The sequence below is a fragment of the Affinundibacterium danionis genome, from assembly GCF_042432465.1.
Classification (GTDB): domain Bacteria; phylum Pseudomonadota; class Gammaproteobacteria; order Burkholderiales; family Burkholderiaceae_D; genus Undibacterium; species Undibacterium danionis.
On record NZ_JBHLXJ010000018.1, the window covers coordinates 22,851 to 42,627 of the forward strand.

At 46.4% G+C, this 19,777-nt stretch carries 10 protein-coding genes; 6 read left to right on the plus strand and 4 right to left on the minus strand.

Annotated elements, in window-relative coordinates:
- The first annotated feature begins 67 nt into the window (after positions 1-67).
- The 6 genes from ACFFJH_RS16310 to ACFFJH_RS16335 all read left to right on the plus strand — a co-directional run bounded on the left by ACFFJH_RS16310 (position 68) and on the right by ACFFJH_RS16335 (position 10,509).
- Positions 68-3,073, plus strand: coding sequence for a putative Ig domain-containing protein (locus ACFFJH_RS16310; RefSeq protein ID WP_390214004.1), 3,006 nt, complete (start codon positions 68-70; stop codon positions 3,071-3,073).
- A gap of 288 nt (positions 3,074-3,361) precedes the next feature.
- Positions 3,362-4,636 carry a lipid IV(A) 3-deoxy-D-manno-octulosonic acid transferase gene (waaA, locus tag ACFFJH_RS16315; RefSeq protein ID WP_390214005.1) on the plus strand — a complete coding sequence of 425 codons (1,275 nt, stop codon included), beginning with the start codon at positions 3,362-3,364 and terminating at the stop codon, positions 4,634-4,636.
- A 197-nt stretch (positions 4,637-4,833) separates the two neighbouring features.
- A complete protein-coding gene (locus ACFFJH_RS16320) occupies positions 4,834-5,628 on the plus strand; it encodes a DUF2785 domain-containing protein (protein ID WP_390214006.1) in 795 nt (264 codons plus the stop codon).
- 148 nt (positions 5,629-5,776) lie between these two features.
- Positions 5,777-7,972: a S9 family peptidase gene (locus ACFFJH_RS16325; protein WP_390214007.1), complete on the plus strand. Its 2,196-nt coding sequence runs from the start codon at positions 5,777-5,779 to the stop codon at positions 7,970-7,972.
- 135 nt (positions 7,973-8,107) lie between these two features.
- A complete protein-coding gene (locus ACFFJH_RS16330; protein WP_390214008.1) occupies positions 8,108-9,340 on the plus strand; it encodes a toxin-antitoxin system YwqK family antitoxin in 1,233 nt (410 codons plus the stop codon).
- Between the two features lie 293 nt (positions 9,341-9,633).
- Positions 9,634-10,509: a CPBP family intramembrane glutamic endopeptidase gene (locus ACFFJH_RS16335; protein ID WP_390214009.1), complete on the plus strand. Its 876-nt coding sequence runs from the start codon at positions 9,634-9,636 to the stop codon at positions 10,507-10,509.
- 128 nt (positions 10,510-10,637) lie between these two features.
- Here ACFFJH_RS16335 and ACFFJH_RS16340 read toward each other — a convergent pair whose 3' ends face one another.
- From ACFFJH_RS16340 to ACFFJH_RS16355, 4 genes are all read right to left on the minus strand, one after another.
- Positions 10,638-12,602, minus strand: coding sequence for a peptidase U32 family protein (locus tag ACFFJH_RS16340; RefSeq protein ID WP_390214010.1), 1,965 nt, complete (start codon positions 12,600-12,602; stop codon positions 10,638-10,640).
- Positions 12,603-12,731: 129 nt separating this feature from the next.
- On the minus strand, positions 12,732-16,310 hold the full coding sequence (locus ACFFJH_RS16345; RefSeq protein ID WP_390214346.1) for a response regulator: 3,579 nt from the start codon (positions 16,308-16,310) through the stop codon (positions 12,732-12,734).
- A 288-nt stretch (positions 16,311-16,598) separates the two neighbouring features.
- Positions 16,599-17,750 (minus strand): CsgG/HfaB family protein, encoded by a 1,152-nt coding sequence (locus ACFFJH_RS16350; protein WP_390214011.1) that lies wholly within the window; start codon positions 17,748-17,750, stop codon positions 16,599-16,601.
- Between the two features lie 279 nt (positions 17,751-18,029).
- Positions 18,030-19,757: a M1 family metallopeptidase gene (locus ACFFJH_RS16355; protein WP_390214012.1), complete on the minus strand. Its 1,728-nt coding sequence runs from the start codon at positions 19,755-19,757 to the stop codon at positions 18,030-18,032.
- Between the last annotated feature and the right edge of the window lie 20 nt (positions 19,758-19,777).

Sequence of the window (19,777 nt, forward strand, 5' to 3'; positions counted from 1 at the left end):
GATCTTCTCTTCGACCGCATACATTCATTGTTCTAGCGTAGCTCTCTCTTAACCTGAGAGATGCATCATGAAGCCATACGACAAGCTTAATAGCAGTAGTAAATCCCAAGTATCCAAATTCGCAAAAAGATCAGACCACAAGCAGGTAATTACTAAAGCCTATCAAGGACAATTCAACCGACTCAGTCCTCGAGCTTTCTCCAGCACCACACCAGCAAGCCTAAGTACTAGTTTAGGCTTAACATTTTGTGTATTGATTGCCTGCCTCACTAGCCTATCTGGTTGTAGTGATGGTAATACGGATTCAAGCAGCAAAACTTTACAAATCCCACCACCTGCCGCGATTGCGACCGCGAATACAGAATTCCACAGCGAATTACCGCCAGAAAATCTCGACACACTTTACGTAAAACCATCCTTTCATTTAGCGCCCGTCGTACTGGACAGTCCAGCCGATATAGATATCGGCAATACTCAAGCATCCGCGCATCATCCAGTGCATCAACAAACCATCAATGCTGCCACCTTACCGTTGGCAGAACGTGCAATCACCATCACTGACATTCAAAAACGCATTCAGGTACAACGAGAAAGCTATATTACCGCAGGCATGACTCCCCCACCTGCGGTAAACGCGGCAGTCGCAACTTATACGCCAGCTCAAGTTCGTGCTGCCTATGGTTTGCCCGCGATTCCAAGCGGCAGTTATACAGCGGCGCAAGCGGCTAGTTTGGGTGCGAAACAAACTATTTATGTCGTTGACGCAATGCATAACCCAAATATCGCCGCAGAACTTAATGCCTTTAATCAAAAATTTGGATTACCTATTTGCACCACTAAAGCGGTCGCAGTGAATAGTCCTCTGCCATTAGCGGCACCGAGTGCAAACGCTTGTGATTTGTCCATAATCTACTCAAATACCGCGGGCGCAATGACAGCAACGGCACCCGCTTACGACGCAGGATGGGCGACTGAAATCGCGCTCGATGTGCAGTGGGCGCATGCTATTGCACCATTAGCGCGTATCGTCGTCATTGAAGCCCCAGATGCGAGCGTCACTAGTCTAAGCAACGCAGTGAAACTCGCGAATAGTATGGGGCCAGGCATAGTATCTATGAGCTTTGGGGCAAACGAAGGCAGTTGGACTAGCACCTACGATGCCGTATTTACGGGAACAGGAATGACTTACTTAGCAGCCACAGGTGATGCTGGCGCAGCCGTTGAATGGCCCTCCGTTTCGTCAAACGTACTGGCAGTCGGTGGTACCTCTTTAACTTATAGTGGTAGCGGTGCTCGTAGCGAGGTTGCGTGGAGCCAAACTGGCGGCGGCGTCAGTGCCTACGTTGCCACACCTAAATACCAAACCAGTAGCGTACCTGGGATGGGGACTGCCGCCCGTCGCACTGTGGCCGACGTCGCTTTTAATGCCGATCCATCAACTGGGCAATTCGTCGCGTCAATTCCTGCGGGAAGCAGCGCAGTAAATTGGGTCAGTGCTGGAGGCACCAGCTTATCAACGCCACAATGGGCTGGCTTGATCGCCATTGCAAATGCCAATCGTTTACTAGCGTCCAAACCCTTGCTCGGCGCTCCCCATGCATTGTTATATGGCCAGATCGCCGCAGTTGCAGGTAATTACAGTAGTGCGTTCTTAGACATAACCACGGGCAGTGATGGTAGCTGCGGCACATGTACGGCGAAAGCTGGATATGATCATCTCACTGGTTTAGGCACACCCAACGTAACGAGCCTGTTAAATTTACTCAGCAATACCAGCGTGGCTCCAGTACCACCTAGTATCAATGCCGCCACAATCAGCGGAGAGACGGGAACACCACTAACCTATACCGTGAGCGCCAGCTCTAGCAATCCATTAAGCTACTCCCTGAGCGGCGCGCCAACTGGTATGACTATTAGTAGTGCGGGAATTTTAAGCTGGAATACTCCTGTCGTTGGCAGCTATTCAGTCACAGTTACAGCAAAAGACAGCATCACAAATCTAAGTGCTCAAGCCTTAATCAGCATCAAAATCACTGCACCGCCACCGCCAGTTATCAGCGCTGCGAGTATTAACGGTGAAGTTGGGAAGGCGCTCAGTTTTACAGTCACAGCCAGTTCAGCGAATCCACTCAGCTACACCTTGAGCGGGGCACCGAGTGGTATGACTATCAATACGACGGGGCAAGTCAACTGGACGACACCAGTATTAGGAAAATATAGCGTAACTATCACCGTCAAAGACAGCAAAACCAGTTTAACAGCGCAAGCCGTCTACACCGTCACCATAGTCAACCCACCAGCACCCGCAGTAGCAGCGGCGACAATCAATAGTGAAATTGGCAAAGCACTTTCTGTTACTGTCACTGTAAGCGCATCTAACCCGCTAACTTATACTCTAACCGGCGCACCCAGCGGCATGTCGATAAATACCAGCGGTGTGATTAGCTGGGCAGCGCCGATATTAGGTAAATATAGCGTGACAGTGACTATAAAAGACACTAAAACAGGACTATCTGGACAAGGTATTTACACCATCAATATCATTAATCCACCAGCACCCACTGTGACTGCTGCAACGATCAATGGCAAAGCTGGTGTCGCACTCAACTTCACACCACAGGTAAGCGCATCTAACCCGCTAGTGTACAGTATGACTGGCGCTCCAACCGGGATGAGTATCGCGAGCAACGGCACAGTCACTTGGACTACGCCAGTAATCGGAACTTACAACGTGGTCATCAGCGCCAAAGATAGTAAAACCGGTCTCAGTGGCCAAGGCACCTATACCGTTGTGATCGCAGCTGTTGGCCCAGTCATCAATGCGCCTGCGATGACCGGTGTCGCTGGCAAGGCACTTAGTGGAAGCATTGTCATTACAGACCCCGGAACTAGCTACATTTCCGTATCAATCTCAGGTGCTCCCCTCGGGATGTCTATGGCGATGAGTGGTATGACCATTACAACGAACTGGCCTTCACCTGTAACAGGAACCTATAGTATGAAAATAGTAGTCACTGATGCAGCTGGCTTAACCGCAACCGCAACCGTACCGATTACCATTACTGCGAAATAACTAGGACTCGAAATAAACTTGTAACAAGAACTTTTTTAAGAATGTAGCGCCGCCCAACTTTTAGGCGGCGCTTTTTTTTGAAAACTTAAAAAGAAATTAAATCCCCAACTACGCTAAAAACTGGCCATTCAATTAGACGCCATGAAATCACCTTTTTTCAAATGGGGAAAACTTAGCAAAACCGCTTCAAATCAATCAGCCATAACAAAATTTAGGGTATATTCAGCACCTATCCCCAAAATTCTACAATTTCACAGATGCGAATCGCTTCTGTAAAAAAAATAATAAATGCGTCTTATCTACTCTTTAGCATGGTCTCTCGCCCTTCCCTTTGTCATCATGCGCCTTTGGCTACGCGGCAAACAAGAACCCGGCTACCGCCAACATATCGCTGAGCGTCTTGGTTGGTATCAGCCCATCAGCACGAAAAAATATCTTTGGGTACACGCCGTCTCCGCTGGCGAAACGCGTGCGGCGGAGCCCATCATCAGGGCACTATTAGCGGCTTATCCTGAACATCATATTGTCTTAACCCATATGACGCCGATAGGTCGCAGTACGGGTCAGATCTTATTTAACAATGTTGCTGATCGTCTGACTCAAGCCTTCGTCCCCTACGATATTAATTGGATGATACGTCGCTTTTTACGTCACTTTTCTCCTACAATTTGTATCTTGATCGAGACCGAAGTGTGGCCAAATTTGATCGCACAATGCAAGTCGGCTGGCGTGCCTATCACTCTAGTCAATGCTCGCCTATCAGAACGTTCGCTAAAAAAAGCCCAACGTTTATCTGGTCTCATGCTACCGGCAGCAAAAGCGATTGATTATGTGGCAGCACAATCAGGCCCCGATGCTGAACGCCTGCGAGTGCTTGGTGTGGCGGACTTATGCGTGACAGGCAATATGAAGTTCGACGTCAGTCCACCACCATTAATGGCAGAACGTGGCGCTAAATTGCGCGCTTATTTTGCGGATCGTCCGGTATTTATTTGCGCCAGCACGCGTGAAGGCGAAGAAGCCTTAATTGTCGATGCTTTCATGCAATTGCAATTACCTCGCGCATTATTAATTATTACGCCCCGTCATCCGCAACGCTTTGATCAAGTCGCTGCTTTATTAAGTCAACATCAACTACGCTTCGTACGCCGCTCCTCATTAGATTTAGATCAAGATGCCTTACCCATCCCCACTGATACTCAAGTATTCCTAGGCGATAGCATGGGCGAAATGTATATGTATTACGCTGCCAGCGATGTCGCATTTGTAGGCGGTAGTTTGGTGCCACTGGGCGGCCATAATCTGATCGAAGCTTTCGCCATGAGTCGGCCAGTGTTAACCGGCCCGCATACATTTAATTTTTCAGAAATTACCGAGCAAGCCATTACCGCCCAGTGCGCGCAACGCGCCAGTGATGCTGCAGATGTTATGCGCCGCGCTCAGACCTTACTCGATGACGTCGCAATACGCAGGGAAATGGGCACACAAGCACACGCCTTCTTCTTGCAACATCAAGGTGCAACTGAGAGAACCATGCGTGCAATTGCGCCTTTTATTCGCTAAAAACTCATTGAAAACTCATTGAAAACTCATCGAAAAAAATCGCTAAGACCCGCTGAACTTCGTCACTTTTTATGAAAGTGTTGACCATGAAATCGTTTTATCAAGCAATTTCCCTGTGCTTTGTTTTCAGCTTTTTCAGCTATAACGCGCTTGCTTTTGCAAGCTGCCCGCCCGCAGGTCAGACACAAGAAAATTGGATGGCACTCAAAGAAAACCAATGGCAAATCGAGAATTCAGAGCAAAGACAACAAAGCGCGCTTAAACTTCTCGATTGTTTAGCCAATCCCGATCCTCAATTACGCGATGAGATTGCATTTGAAGCGCTATCGTTTTGGATGCGCAATGAATTACTGACGATCGATACCGTACAACAAATTCGACACCAGCTTCTGAGCCAAATCTCCGAACCACTGACGCAAAATGATTCAGGATTTCTACAGCCATTTGCAGCATTAGTATTGGCTGAAGTCGCACGCGTCGATAGGCGTAAAGCGTTTATGAACCAGGTGCAAAGGGAAGAAATGGTAAGTAAGGCTGCGCACTATTTACGCAATATTCGTGACTATCGCGGCTATGATGAAAAACAAGGTTGGCGCCACGGTCTCGCACATGCGGCCGACTGGATGATGCAACTATCGCTAAATCCTGCACTCAAGAAGTCTCAACACAATGTCATGCTAGAAGCACTGGCAGCGCAAATTCGGAATGATCAACACTTCTACCATTATGGCGAAGGTGAACGCTTTGTGATGCCGGTATTTTATTTGGGATTACGTTCGGAATTGACTGTCGAAGAATGGGATAACTGGTTTGCCACTTTATTACTAACCTCACTCGACTTGAAAAAAACTACACAAGCAAGTTTGGCACGCAAACATAATTTAAGCGCGTTTCTGTCAGCGCTGTACCTTAACCTACAAGAAAGCAAGCAAACTGGCTTGCAAGAAAAGCTTTTACCCCTAGTCGTGAAGTCTTTAAAAAAACTGAATTAGGCGTGATTAGGCTAAATTGAGCCGAATTAAGCTAAACTAATTTGAACTAAAGAGCGAAATAAGCATCTTAAACAGTCAGCTTTTTGACCCTAAAAAATTTTATTTTGCATTATTCAATTATCAAGAAAAATCATTTGGAGGATCATCCATGAAACGCACTATTAGCTTGAACGCGCTATCCGTCGCGATCGTCGCGGGCTTTGCATGCAGCGCCGCGGCTTACGCAGGCGACGGCAAATTAACTTTAGAAATGCTGTATCACCCAGAATTAAAACAAAATTTTAATGCTGCGCCATTAACACGCTTATCTTGGGACAATCAAAATCGTTTGATCGAATCCAAAGTCAACAAAGGCGCGGCTGAACTTTTCGTAATCAACCCAGCGACTTGGGAAAAAACAGCCTTGCCAGCAGATGGCAATGTTTTGAGCATACTGAAAACTGCCAAAATCGACGAGAAGGAAATCAATAAACTGGCCGATCAATTAAGCGCCCGCATTAAACCAGAAACGAAGAGTTATATCTTCACCTACAAAAACGACATTTGGTTATTAGATTTAAACGCAGGAAAAGCGCGAGCATTGACCAACACGCCGAATGAAAAAGAAGATGAAGCACTGTTGTCACCAGATGCTAAAACCGTTGCCTATTTAAAAGGTAACGACATGTACGCCACCGATGTAGCGACGGCCAAAGAAAAACGCTTAACCACAGGTGGTAGCGAGACCATTTTCAATGGCCGCTTGGATTGGGTCTATCAAGAAGAGGTCTATGGCCGTGGCGACTTCCGTGCGTTCCGTTGGGCGCCTGATTCTAAAAAATTGGCCTTCTTAAGTTTTGATGAAACTAAAGTACCGGTGTACACCTTGAGCGGCGAACATAGTCAACCTGTCAAAACGGATCGTACCCGCTACCCCAAAGCAGGTGATGCCAACCCTATCACTAAACTCGGTGTGGTTGACTTGAATGGTAAAGTGAGCTGGACCCAAGATCCCTACGCTGGCAAAGAAACCTTGATCGTTCAAGTTGATTGGACACCAGATGGCCGACTCATGGCGGCATGGCAAGACCGTGTACAAACTTGGTTAGACCTTCGCATCTACGATGCCAAATTGAATAGTAAAGCCGTAGTGAAAGAAACCAGCCCCGCTTGGACTGAGCGCCTGCCTTTGCCACACTTCTTAAAAGATGGTGGCTTCATTTGGCAATCTAGCCGCACTGGTCATCACCATTTATATCACTACGACAAGAACTTTCAATTAGTTAAAGCCGTCACCCAAGGCGATTGGGATGTTCGTGCCGTTCATGGAGTGGACGAAGCCAATTCACGCGTCTTGTTTGCAGCCAATGAGCGCAATCCTATCGGTAATGATGAATACAGTGTCAATCTCGATGGCAGTAATTTCAAACGCCTGACTGAAGAAAAAGGCACGCACATGGTGCGTTGGAATAAGACTTTCACCCATTATATTGACAGCTGGAGCAGCATGACCCAGACACCAAAACAAGCTTTATTCACCGATGCTGGTGTACAAGTGAAATTGGTGGATGATGCGGGTGTACCAGCCAAAGTAAAAGAGCTGCAATTGGCAACCATGAAGCATCAGCAAATCAAATCACGCAATGGCTTCTTAATGGAAAGCGTTTTGTTCTTGCCACCTAATTTTGACGCGACTAAAAAATACCCTGTCTATCAACATCTGTATGCAGGTCCTATGGCACCTCAAGTACGTGATATGTGGAATGCGAATTTGTATTACCACTTCCTAGCGCAACAAGGTTATGTCGTTTGGGTCATGGATAATCAAAGTGCGAGTAACAAAGGCGTTTCTAGTGCTTGGCCAATTCATAAAAAACTCGGTCAATTGGAACTGCAAGATCAGTTAGATGGTTTAGAGTGGTTGCGTCAACAAGGCTTTGCCGACATGGACAGAATCGCTTTAAATGGTTGGAGCTATGGCGGCTACTTCACTTCTTATGCGATGACACATAGCAAAGCATGGAAAGTCGGCTTCGTCGGCGCACCAGTAACTGACTGGCGTTTCTATGACAGTATCTACACAGAACGCTATATGGGCTTACCGCAAGAAAATGCAGATGGCTACGATAAAGGTTCTAGCTTGAAAGCGGCTAAAGATTTAAGCGGCAAAATCATGATCATGCACGGCACCATGGATGACAATGTTCACCCACAAAACACTGTGATGTTCATCGATGCATTGGCTAAAGGTAACAAAGACTACAGCTTACAACTCTACCCAGGTCAAGGCCATGGCGTAGCAGATCCATGGCAAAACTGGTCTATGCAAAAAGCCAAATGGAAGTTCTTACAAGAGAACTTGTAAGATCTAACTAAAAACCAAGGTAGCAAGAGAAAATGCCAGCAGCCAAAACACTGCTGGCATTTTCGTTTTTGTTACAATGAGATCTCTGCACAATACGAAAGATGCATTCTCAATTTTCACCGCAAATTGACTACTATGAAAATCGCTCTCAAACATCTCACTATCTGTATTTCATTGTTTATCTCTTCGTTTATCTCATTGGTTATCTCATCGTTTATCTCACTAACGCTTAGCGCACCCAGTTTCGCCTATGTCATAGAGGATTGCACCTTAAACGGTAAATCGGTCAGCATGTACAACGGTGCAACAACCGCGGGTAAAACGGGAATCATTATCTGCAAAGATAGAGAAAATGGGCAGATGACTAGTCAACGTGAAATTAAAGCCGGAAAAATTTACGGCTTATATCGCCATTACCAAAATGGTGTATTGACGCTCGAATATACTGACACAGAGAACGGCCAGAGAAATGGCGTCACACGCAAATACGCGCCAAACAAACAATTGATCCAAGAAGAGACAGAAGTCATGGGCAAACGGCAAGGCTTACAACGCGAATGGTTTCCCGATGGCACACTCAAAAAAGTTGAATGGATAGCCGACGATAGGCCTCCCGCTTCGGTGCACTACACACAAAAATCCGCACTCAATAGCCTAAGTTGCAGCAACAAAGCCCTACTTGCACCGCATGTAGACGACGCCACATTATGCGGCTTTAAAAGCAAGGCGGTCACCCATACTTATTACAATGAAGAAGGCCAAAAACGCGCTACCGAAACCATACTCGCAGGCGTCATTCAACAAGCGATTAGCTTCGACACCAGCACCGGAAAAATCAGAAACACGATGGAGTTAAAAGCCAATCAAATGACGGAAACTGGCTTTTTTGAAAATGGCAATAAACAATATGAAAACGTGATCAATACTGCGGAAAAAAATCGAGCCTTCGTTCGTAAAAGCGTGTTTTACGAAAATGGCAGCAAAAAGCAAGAACAAATATTTGACATGCTCGATATTGAGGGAAAACGTAGAAATTTCATGAGCTCTGAAACACAGTTTTTCCAAAATGGACAAATGCGGCAACAACAAGTATTTACCCTAGAGAATGGAAATTACTTCAAAGAAGTGAAGTCATTCAACGATAAAGGTAGCCTGAGCTCACAAGCTAAATATCAACAACTCGGCAGCTACAATAACCGCCCGGTCGGTATACACAAAATTTTCTTCGAGGATGGAAAAATCAGCCATGAAGATCACTACGATAAGAATGGCAAATTATTTCGACAAAAACGCTGGGACGAGAATGCTACGCTCCTGAGTGACGATGAGGTTTTTGAAGATGGCTCACGTAAGGCTTTTAGTAAATAAGCACGCACATCAATAGATATTCTCCTATCCAATTGACGCAGCAGCCAACTAGCCTGCTGCATTCACTCACACCTGACGCTAGCGAGTTCATCGCTAGCGCCTCAGCTCTACGCAAGTCAAAGTCCATAGCTCCATAGCGACTGCTCATACCACGGATTTGACATTTGGTCGGAATCAAGAAGTTTAAAACACGGCTTAGGTTTAAAGTCTACTCCATAGCATTATTCCCACCTTAGCCTGCGCAATAAATCATTCGCTAGGCGAGGTCATTTAAACTACCACATCAAATTCTTATGACCACGACTCACATCGCTCAGCCCATGAATACCTCGCTATTACAGCGCTTCATACAATTTCCCGTAACACGTGTGGTGATGGGCATAGTCTCTTTTCTTTTACCGTTTCTGCTAATACAAGCAGCGGCCAGCAAATTCACCGATGACAAATTACTGGTTAAAGTAGGCCAATTAATAGGTGCCTGCGTCGCTTATGCTTGTTACCATTGGTATGCACTTAAGGTAGAAAAGCGTAAGACTCCTGAACTCGCTTTGTCAGGATTTTTAGGTGAATTTAGTCTAGGTTTTGCTGTAGGCGGTATCTTGGTCTGCATGACTGTCGCTACCATCGCCTTTTTGGGCGGCTTCCAAATTGTGGGCACCTCGCCATGGAGTGTGATCTTAATCCCACTATTCACCCATCTTACCGTGGGCTTAATCGAGGAAATGATGCTCCGTGGTGTGTTCTTCCGAGTGGTACAACAGTCCTTGGGTAGCTGGCTGGCGCTATTGGCATCCGCCGTCCTATTTGGTGCCATGCATCTGGTGAATGACAATATCAGCGCACTGGGATTTGCGAATATCACCGCTGCCGGATTGTTATTAGCGGCAGCGTTTATGGTCACAGGTCGTCTTTGGCTATGCGTCTCTATGCACGCGGCTTGGAATTTCTTTCAAGACGGCATTTTCTCCGCCGCGGTCTCTGGTCACGAAGCTCGTCACGGTTTATTCATAAGTAAAATATCGGGACCAGATTGGCTAACAGGCGGCGCTTTCGGCATCGAAGGTTCAGCCATCGCTTTCGGGATTATCGTGACAGCGACGATCAGTTTATTAATGATTGCGAAGCAGCGAGGTCGTATCGTATTGCCTTATTGGAAGCGCGCAGCGTGATCGACTGATTTGCAGTAGGCTGGGCTGAAAAGCCCAGCTTGCGTCAGTTCAATGTAAAGCAATAATTTACTAACTGAGCGATGTTGGGCTTCGCAGGTTCTGCACCAACCCACGTCAACGCCGAAAAATCACTGTGGTCTGGACTTATGAAACACCAAAGGACTGGTGACCGTGGTCGGTGGTGCTGATCTGAGAATATGAGGTTTCATACTTCCCATCACGTGCATTTCGCATGGTTTGCAATCAAAACGTAAAGTAAATTTTTCGTCGCCATTCACCAGCGTCATCGGTTCGGCTTTAACTTGACCTTGCACACCCGTCACACCTTTTGCCTGTTTCGGACACAGATTAAACGAAAAGCGTAGGCAATGTTTGGTGATCATCAGCGGTACTTCACCCGCTTCTTCATGCGATTCATACGCCGCTGCGATCAGCTGCACGCCATGCTTTTTATAAAAGGCACTGGCTTTGTGGTTGTACACATTGGCCAGATAAGTCAGCGTGGTTTCTGGATAAGGCACCAAAGGTTCCTGCGCCGCTTCACGCAAGGGACGCTTCCAATTTTGCACCCGTGCTTGTTCATGTTTGGCGACCGCGTCACGGCGTAAGGCATTGATGACAGATGATGGGAGAAACCAAGGCTGGCTCAAATTCAAGTCTATCTGCTCGGCATAAAACATGGTGTTACCGAGCTTGCTCAGATTTTCACGCAAACCCGCTTCGGCTTTGTCAGCTTGTTGCGCAGGCTCTAAACTGAGCTGTATTGAGGTACTGGTGTTGACACCATCCGCATCAGATAAATTCAATACTAAACCATGGTCAGTCTCGGATAAATTCATCCACAGACCCAACTTGCGATCCGAGGATTTTTTGGTCAACGCCATCTCCCATTGTTGATCGCGATTACGATGCACCGACATACCGACTTTGAGGCTGGCGAATTCCGCCATTTTCTCATTGGGGTAGACGCGCCAAATCGTACCATTATCATTAGTCGATTTTTTCTCTACCGTGTTCGCGTGCACACCGACCACTTCACGCTTATGCATGTAATTGAGCCCATCGCCATTCGCTAGATCGTCATTGGTTTCTAACTCAAACCAATCAGGTCCTAATCGAGTCACGTAGCCTATATGCAAACCAACAAATTTAGGGGAATCGAACGCACCGATATTATCCAAACGGCCGTTGGCAAAATACGCTGTGTGACCGCGATGAAAGGTCTTATCCACATTCGGTGTGAAGGCAATCTGCGTATGCCCACTGGAGGCACGATAATACTCAGGACGACGTTCTAAAATTTCATCCAATAGCAAACGATAATGCGCTGTGATATTTTTCACATAGCCCATATCTTTGTAGCGACCTTCAATTTTTAAGGATTGAATACCTGCATCCAATAAGGCTTCCAGATTCGCGCTTTGATCATTGTCTTTCATCGACAGCAAATGCTTGTCGTAAGCAACGACGCGGCCTTCGCCATCCGTCAAGGTATAAGGCAAACGACAGGCTTGTGAGCAATCGCCGCGATTCGCACTACGACCATCTTTGGCGTGTGAGATATAGCATTGACCGGAAAACGCCACGCATAAAGCACCATGCACAAAGTATTCCAAAGGTGTCGTAGTTTGCGCTTTGATGGCTTTAATTTGTTCTAAAGTCAACTCACGCGCCAATACCAATTGAGAAAAACCGGAAGCCCCTAAAAAGTGCGCTTTGGCTGGCGTTCGAATATCGCATTGGGTGCTGGCATGAATTTGAATCGGTGGAATGTCTAGTTCCATCACCCCCATATCTTGCACGATTAATGCATCAACCCCAGCGTCATAAAATTGATGTATCAGTTTTTGCGCTGGCTCTAATTCGCTATCATGCAAAATGGTATTGAGCGTAACGAAAATTCTAGCGTGATAACGATGGGCAAATTCAACTAATTTGGCGATCTCGCTGATTTCATTGCTGGCATTATGCCGCGCACCGAATGAGGGGCCACCGATATACACCGCATCGGCACCATGCAAAATGGCCTCACGCCCTATCTCGACTGTTTTGGCAGGCGATAACAATTCAATTTCATTGGTACGTAAAGTCATAATGGGTGCTAATTCGTGCGGGCAAAAGAAGGGGCAGATTATAACGAAAAGCCTTGTTTTATGTAGGACATGCACTAATTCATGACAAAACAAGCGCTAAAAATATTCAAAATTGCAATTTTTTATAGTCTACTGCAATTCCTGCTTTCTTAGCCATTGCTGAGCTTGCGCCATGGTTTGCTCCAAAATCAACTTCACTTCACTAAACAGTGCATCGGCTAGTTCTTGGTTATTCTGTTTAATCGCATTTTCTAAAGTACGAGAAATTTCGATAAATTCCACCGCGCCCAAGGTGCCGAGGGAGCCACGCATCGTATGCAGAATACGGGCAGCTTCCTCGTTCTGCTGTTTTTTCCAAGCGTCCATGGCTTCATCGTATTGAGCGGGAGTTTTATTGATCATATTCACAATCAAGCCAACAAATGTGCTGCGATAAGTTGGGTTGCCCTCACAAAACGCCATGAATCGATCTGGGTCAAAATAGAGAATCTCACCACTTGCTGAAACAGACTTTTCCGCAACACTAAAAGGCGCCTCTGCATCCATCTCGGCAGCCGGTCTTGTCTGATCGAGCTCGGCTCGTTTCCCGCCCGTTTCCACATGTTCATAGTAAGTCTGTAACACGCGTTCTAGCTCTAAGATTTCGATTGGCTTGCTCACATAATCATCCATTCCTGCTTTCAAGCACATATCTTTATCACCATGCATGGCCGCCGCGGTCATCGCAACAATATAGGGTTGCTGTACGTTCGATCGTCGCAAAATCTTTGTGCTTTCCAAACCATCCATAGTTGGCATATGGACGTCCATCCAAATTAAATCAAAAGCGCACTGGGCTGCGTCGGCTGCAAGTATTTGATCAAGGGCATCACGGCCGTCATTTGCGGTATCGGCATCATAACCAAAATACTGTAACAACATACAGGCTACTTTTCGATTAGTAGGATTATCATCCACCACCAACATTCGCAAAGGGTATTGGTCAGCATATTGTGTGCCGCTCAGAGAAATTTTATTCTCTTGACTCGACCCGACAAGGTCAGTCAACTTCTTATACGGTATATTCTTAGCCTGCAGGACACTCAAAAGCGCATCAATCAAAAGACATTCTTTCAAAGGCTTATAGAGATGCACTTGACAATAATGATCGACATCCTGCTCCCGACTATCAGTCACGTTACTCATAAGTATCACAGGAAGATCTGGACGTGCTACAGCAAGCTCTTTCGCAACTTGGATGCCATTGTGTACTGGCATATCAAAATCAATCAGAGCACAATCAAACAACTTGTCCTGGCCGAGTAACTCCTGCAACGCCTGCCAGTTTGACACTGCGGTGCTAGACATACCATAACGCGCCAATCGCTTCTGTAACAGTAGGAGGCTAGTTGCATTATCATCCATCAACAACACATGTTTGTCTTGCAAGAACCGTGATGGCGACAAAATTGTCGAGTCAATTCGACTCGCATTCGATGACTGATGTTGTGCACCATGATTAAACAAAGATGCAACAGGTACCGCTGGATGGGCTTTTACTCGAACAATAAAGCGACTACCTCGTCCTAATTCACTCTCGACCCGAATTGATCCATGCATCAATTCGGCCAGCCGTCGGGTAATCGCTAAGCCCAAACCAGTGCCGCCATATTTACGCGTGGTCGCTGCATCAATCTGTGAAAACGCAGCGAACAACATATCAATACTTTCGGCTGGAATACCGATTCCCGTATCACTGACAATGATCGTTAATAGTTCAGGGCGCAAAGGATTCTCTTGCTGAACATGCACCTTGACTTCACCGGTATCGGTAAACTTCACTGCATTGCTGAGAAGATTCAACACAATCTGGCGCAAACGTGTCACATCTCCCATCACCATGTCTGGGACTGAGGGATCAATTTCATACAAGAGCTCGACATTTTTACGATTCGCGACAGCCGCGACTAAAGCCAGACTTTCTTCTATCAATAGTTGCACTGACAGCGGCGCCCGCTCCAATGCCAATTTACCTGATTCGATTTTCGAAAAATCCAAAATGTCATTGATAATCGTTAGCAAGGCGTCGCCAGAGGATCTAATCGTCGTCACATAGTCACGCTGTTCCGGATCTAGTGTAGTTCCCGCCAACAAATCGGCCATACCAATCACGCCATTCATAGGCGTGCGTATTTCGTGACTCATGGTCGCGAGGAAGGCGGCCTTCGCATTAACTGCTTGCAGTGCTTGCTCCGTTTGATAGGCCAAATCTTGAGTGCGCGCTAGAACGCGCTCTTCTAGCTCGGCATTTTGCGCCATCAAGGCATCACGCGAGGTTCGTAGAGCATCAGCTGTATGTTCCAGCTCATCACTAATCTGACGAAACTCAGCAAAGCGAGTAAAGATCGGGCTGTGCTCTAAATCACCATGCCCTAATTTCACCGCCGCTCTAGCGATCGCTGCAATGATGTGATTTAAGCGTAACGCAAACCAAATGCCAAAAGCCGAAGCCAACAAGGCAAACACGGTCGCCAACACCACAGTACGCTGACTTTTCTCCTTAATGACATAACTAAAATCGTCTGCGGGAACCGCAATAACTAAGCGCCAATCCGGAAAATTTTCTCCACGCGCCAACTTATTTAATGTTGGATAGGTCGAACTTTGCTCATCTTCAGGCGAATAATTGAGTGAGGACGCATGCGCTAGTATAGTTTGCCCCTCCAGCTCAAATTGAAAATTCTCACAGCGTCCCGACGCCAAGCAAGCTACGCTTACGTTATGCGTAGCGGCCGAATTTTCATTCGGGCGAGAAACCTGATGTGCATCAAATTTCATCCCTTGTGGAAAATTCGCCATAGCTGCTCGTACCATCCCTGATCTCGACTCGTTTGCGGAAATCAGAGGCACACCAGCTGCGCCAATTAATTCTTTAGGATTGGATGTCGCCACCAGCTTGCCGTTGCGGTCAATAATAAATGCGATTGCATGAGGACTGATTTGCAAGCTTTGTAAAAGATCCCCCAACAATTTGAATGACACCTCCAGCGCCAATACGCCGATTAACTCACGTTTCGCATTGCGCACAGCAACAGAGTGAGCAATCTGCAATTGGCTACGAGAGAACGAGGGGTACACATCGGTCCAAGAACGCCTGTCGGTAGAAGTACCAGTTTGATCAGCGGCATTAATAGCAGCTTTATACCAAGGACGGCTGTTCGGCAAATAATCGGTTTTATCCGACCCGATCATCATGCGCCTATCTAAAGAAAAAGCACTGCGATAATGCCGACGTTTCGCCTCACCCGGTGTTTGCACCAACACTTCAGGCAATGCGTCTTCATCATATAAATTGATGGCACGATAAGCACCGTCAAACGACGAATAAGCAATGAACTTCACTAGCCTAGTGCTGCGCATGGCGCCCCAAGCGACTTCCTCAAAACGATCAGGGCTAACAAAATGGCGCGGATCAGGCTCTCCGCCCACCGCATCACCGTAGCTAGAAAAATAATTCATCAAACGACTACTTTCAGCCAGATCAGCATGGGCTGCTTCGCTGGCACGCAAACTTGCTTGCACCATCACGCTATTGGCAGCATCGGTGGCAGACTGTTGTGCCGTTCTATAAGCAAACCAAGTAATTAACAAGGCAGGCAAAAGCACCAATAAGCCAATGGCGAATGGTAAAAATAATTTAAGATGAATATGCTTCACACCAAGATACATGTCCAAAATTAAAAGCCACTACAGCGCTAATAGAAAAATTCTCGCAGGAAATGAATCGAGTATCGTAGTCAGAAATGTAAGTGTCAATCCCTTTCTAAGTCGTGAACAGGATTTACCAGTTTGCTTGGGAATTATTAAATAAAATTGTCTTTTTTTACGACAATTGGGAATTGAGGAGATGAAGATGAGCACTAAAAAAGTACAAAAAAAGCCACAAAAAAAAGAGTCGGACTAAGCCGACTCTTTTGCCACTAAAATAACTACTAAACTAGCTTTAAAAATAAATATTTATTGCTTGCGACCGTTGAAAGTTCCCTGCCCTGCTTGATTGCCTTCCCACTGCCACATACCAACCACCGCGCCAGATTGTAAATCAACAGTTCCCATAAATTTAGCGCCGCCTGCTTTACCCGAGCCAGCCAGCATCAATTCGCCATCAGGGCTAACGGTTCCTGACACGTTGAAATTGAAATTATGTTTGGTCGATTTACCCATGCCAGTGACATTGCCGTTTTTATTAATCATGACATTAACGGTACCTTCATCATCACCTACAAATTTAACCGCATACACACCGACTAAACCACCTGCACTTGCCGGCGCTGAAGACGCAGTCTGTGCGGGAGCTGGTGCGGCATTGTATTGTTGGGCTGCGACTTGGGATGGCGGTGTTGCCTGTATAGAATTCGCCGCGTTATTTTTGGATGCTTGTGAGGTCGATTGAATTAATTGATCTTTGTTACGTACATTTTGAACAATCTTATTGTAGTTATCGAGCAAACTAGCCGCGATTAATTTACCTTCAGGAGTTTTGCTATAACCACCAGCGCTGGCCCAGCCAAAACCGCCCCAGCCCCAACCACCTAAACTGAAATCCATCTTGCTCGCTTGACCTTCAGCACTCGCCACTTGTATACCGGAACGAACGTCCGCTAATAATAAAGTAGTCTCTGCTTCTTTAAACTTAACGCCACCAGCAAGGCCGCCCAGCGCGCCCCAACCACCACCAAAGCGTCCTAACAAACCGCCAACGGCGCCACCCACGCCACCTGTATCACTCGCAAATTGCACTGAAGGTGTCATCACAAAATCAGCCGCCTGCAATTGCCCGCCACCGACATTAGAACCTTGCTGCAATTGTCCAGCCGATGCTAATTCACGTTCTTGGCGGATATTTTGCATGGCGACGCCACGCTCAACCACTGTAAAACATCCGGATTCTTCGACGATCATGCGCAGCATGGTTGACGGGGAACCGAGTTTATATTGAGATAAGGACGCCAACATATGGCTTTGCGGCTCTACCACAGCCAAAGTGCCAAAGTTTTTAGCACATTTTTCAATCGCACCCTTTTGTATACTCTGGGCAGCGGCTGTATTTGCTAGCAAAACACTGAGTAATAAAGTTGAGGCGGTCAATAAAGGCGAACGAAAAGTCATACAAGCTTCCTTATATTTATAAATGACGCATCTTACGTATCGGTAAATCACCATCGCTGCCTCTAAAAAAAACTAGGAAAGATGTGTGCGTCGATGCTAAAAAAAGGAAGCGAGTATAACTTAAACTTTAGCCAATATTGCTAATTTACCGATAAGAGGCGGAAAAACCGCGATGGCTGCAGGTATATCACCCTGCATCCATTCGCGGTTTCTCGTAGGAAAACAAAGCCAAGAATGTTGTATTTGGTTTTGCTTATTTGTCTATTTGGCTTATTTCGCTTATTTTGCTTTAGCGCGCGCCTTAGCTCGTGCCGCCGCATCTGCTGCCCACACCTCAAGATGTGGCTCATGTTTTAATACTCGTGCGCCCGGATCTATGGTGTAAGTTGCATTCGGCGGCAAACTCACTTGACCCACACCATGTGTCATCGGCACTTGAACCAGCTTGTCATTAACTCTGACTTGCAAAGGCAAAGGGAACTCACTATCGTCAGGTAGTTTCCATTTCAAAGATAAGAGGTTTCCTTCCTTCTTCGCTATTACCTCAGGCAAACGAGCATGGGTCAAATAGCCTTTAAAGAACCAGTTCCAATCTTTCTTAGTGACTTGATTAACGATCTGGATGAACTCTTTGCTGGAGCTATAACGCGGTTCAAAATTCCCTGGTTTGGGATCATTGCGTCCGTAAACCAGCAAACGAACCGCTTTGAAAAACGCCTCGTCACCGATTAAGCCGCGCAAGGTATGCAATAAATTCGAGCCTTTGTAGTACACATCATTGCCAGGTCCATTCGATACGTCATGCTCACTCATAGAATGCCCAGTAACCATAGGAAACTTATTGACGATACGAATTCTCTGTTCGTGCAAAGCAACCTGATAATCACGCTCACCGCGCAAATATTGCAAATACAAAGGCTGCATATAAGAACCAAATCCTTCATGCAACCAGAAATCATCCCAATTTTCATTGGTTAATTGATTGCCAAACCATTCGTGTGCAAACTCATGCTGTAAAAGCCAATCATAGCCGTGAGCTGATTTCACATAATCATTGCCATAGGCGTTAATAGTTTGATGTTCCATTCCTAAATGCGGTGTTTCGACCACGCCCATCTTTTCATCGCCAAAGGGATAAGGACCGAATTTACTCTCAAAGAAATCGAGCATAGGCGCAAATTCCGCCATCAAGCCTTGTGCTTTTTCTTTATTCGCTGGCAAGTACCACATGCGTAAAGGGATGCGATTTCCGAAGCGACTTTGGTATTCACTCTCCAGCAACTCATAAGGTCCTACGTTGATCGAGATACCGTAAGTGCTAGGATTTTTAGTTTTCCAGTGATAAGTGCGCCAGCCATCTTTTTCATCCATACCTTGCGCTACGCCATTGCCTGCTACGACCAAGGGTGCTGGTACGGTAATATGCACCGTCATTAACTTTGGTTTGCCCATAGGATGATCGATACAAGGCCAGAACAAGTCGCAGCCTTCGCCTTGCACTGCAGAAGCAATCCATGGTTCTCCCGTGGGTGTCTTAGTCCAGACAAAACCGCCATCCCACGGCGCGCGTTTAGCAATACGAGGAATACCTTGGTAACGAATACCCACCTCAACACGTTCGCGCTTCTGCAAGGCTTTGGGCAAAGTCAGCAACAAACGTCCCTCAGCATTGCTGATAGCCTCCGATGCTAAAGCCACGCCATTAATACTGACCGCCTCGACGGGCAAATTTTTATCTAGTTCTAAGGCGATACGCTTTAACTCTGATTTAGCCGAAAAGACCAAGACGGCAGTACCCTGAATACTGCGTGCCTCAGGATTTAATTTCAAACTCAAATCCGCTTTTTCAAACACCATCGCCATTTGTTCCGCACTGCGCTCAGTACCGGAGCTCATGGTAAAGGCCGTCGGTTGTGACGAAGCGGGTAAAGAATCTTGTGCCTGTGCTGCGTCAACATTCACAACAAACAGTGTCGAACACAATAATGCGAGAGTAGTTAGTTTCATATATAAAGTAAGTTGGGGAT